The 2,050-nt window shown below is 53.6% G+C and carries 2 protein-coding genes; both read right to left on the reverse strand.

Annotation, left to right across the window (positions count from 1 at the left end; translation table 11 throughout):
- Nucleotides 1-1,043: restriction endonuclease subunit S (locus VBE63_RS28060; protein ID WP_323686276.1), on the reverse strand; the 1,043-nt coding region annotated here is incomplete at its 3' end.
- The gene (gene dinD / locus VBE63_RS28065) at nt 1,040-1,885 is read right to left on the reverse strand and encodes a DNA damage-inducible protein D (protein ID WP_323686277.1); all 846 of its coding nucleotides are present in this window, start codon (nt 1,883-1,885) and stop codon (nt 1,040-1,042) included. The genes dinD and VBE63_RS28060, both read right to left, overlap by 4 nt.
- Nucleotides 1,886-2,050 lie beyond the last annotated feature (165 nt).

Consider the following 2,050-nt stretch of genomic DNA (forward strand, 5'->3'; position numbering starts at 1 on the left):
TGCGAGCTAATCGCTTTCCGAACATGCGCTGAAGCCAACAAAGCACTCATAAACAAAGGTTGATAGTCTGAAATCCTTTTTCCTCGGATGACAAAACCGCCAAAAATGGCTGGCTTTTTGCGATCAAGGTATACGCTTGCCTGCCCTGCCTCATCCTGAGTTTCTGAACTTCTTTGGAAAAGAATGTCACCATATTCAACTTTGAATAACTCTAATTCTTTATCAGTTATTTCTACACTACTATGTATTGAGTCGTACGTTATTGGTTTTCCGCTAATAATATCTAGTACGCTTATGTACTTATGACCTTTGCCGTATTTCTCTTTATCCGCATTCAGTCCGTTACGAAATGAAAAAAGATCAGAAAGTTTTTTCTGCTCCCATTCCCTCACTTCCCGAAACTCGGGAAAGCGCAGGCGGGGGACGGTTTCGCCCTCGCCGGGGAAGAGTTGCTGCATCAGCCCTTTCTTGTGGGTCTTGAGGGCGTCGAGCTTGTCCGCCTGAGCGGCGATCAGAGCGTCGAGGGAGGAGATGCAGGCGGCGATTTTGCGTTGTTCTTCAGGATACGGGATAAATAACAGAATAGACTTAACGATCTCACCGGATAGATTGCCTTGACCACCTTGAAGGTGGGTCATAACAATCCATTCTTTCAATAAAGTTAGGTAGTGATATACGAAAGCGTTTGAACTAAAAGTCCTCAAGCAAAGGATAGCTTGATTTATGGCGCCATTGATCTTTGCTAATGCAACATCGCCACTATTAGCGCCATATAGTGCAACGAGAACATCTCCCTTCTCTGCTAATTTTGCCGAAGATGAAGCAAGCCCCGTTTTTGTTATGAATAGCTCCGTTTGTTTCGCGCCAATCTCTGCGGATCTAATAAACGGTATATCGCCGCCATAGAATTCTTTTCTTGTCGTGCTTGGCGTTCCGCCGCTAAATGTCACGCAAATATCCCCGATTTTCCTCGGCTCCCACTCCCTCGCCTCCCGAAACTCCGGAAACCGCAACCTCGGCACCAGTCCTTTTTCCGCGCTCATTGCTCCTCCAACCCGTCAGGGTTCTTCAGCGCTTTCTTTTCCGCCGACGCGAGCCGACGCTCCACCTTTTTCACATCTTCGGCGGGCGGCAGGCTTTCGGGGCGGATGCCCCGATCCAGCAGGGTCTGACGCACCGCCGCGTTGTTCGTGACATGCTCTTGCGAAATCCGCGGCTCGCTGCTCATGTGATGCGTGCGCGCGTTGTGGATGGTGATCTCGGTAGCGAAGTCCTTGGCCTTGAGGATGATGGTGGGTGCGAAGTCGGCCAGTGGGCGGCTCTCCGGCACCCGCCACTGTGCCTTCATCGCCTGGGTGCTCTTGCCGAAGAGCGCGCTATCGCCTTTGCTGCGGATCAGGGCAAAGTTCCGGTTGCCGCCGGTCTGCTCGAAGATCACTTCCGAGAGCTCCTTCTCGGTCGCGGAGAGTTTCTTGCGGGCCGAGACCCGTTCCGCCTCCAGTAGACGTTGCTCGATCAGCTCCGCCTTGCGGGTCTGCATGGCGAAGTAGGTCTGCGCAAAGGCGATCTCCTGTTTGGCTGGATCGCCGTTCTGGGCAATCAGATAGCAGGCGTAGCGCGTCAGCATGATGTCGCTGATCTCGCGTTGGCTGCCGGAGCCGAGCTCGACCATTTTGGTGACCTCAACAAAATGGTTGCCGACCTCATGCCCGGAGACTTCGCAGGCGGTCTTTGCCTTGGTGATGACATTCAGGAAATTTCGCCACTCGCTGTAGCCCAACAGCTGCTGTACGTCGCGGGCCAGCCAATACTCGACGCCGTTCTCGGTCTCTTGGGCGTGGCCCTCGAAGCTTTCCGTCATGGCGTGGACCAGATCATGCTTCATTATTCGGTCGCTCCTCTTTACTCATACGCCGCCAATCCTGAAATCTCGCGCCCGCCGGCTTGCTTCTTGAGCAGCGGCACCAAGTCTTCCATCAACGCCAGCTCGGCCTGACCGCGCGCCTTCCAGCCCAGTTCCAACGGCGCGAACAGATCGCTGAGCGCTTCG

The sequence above is a fragment of the Lamprobacter sp. genome, assembly GCF_034860625.1.
Classification (GTDB): domain Bacteria; phylum Pseudomonadota; class Gammaproteobacteria; order Chromatiales; family Chromatiaceae; genus Lamprobacter.

Excerpts from the sequence above, each read along its gene's own strand:
- dinD (WP_323686277.1), bottom strand. The coding sequence starts at position 1,885 with ATGAAGCATGATCTGGTCCACGCCATGACGGAAAGCTTCGAGGGCCAC.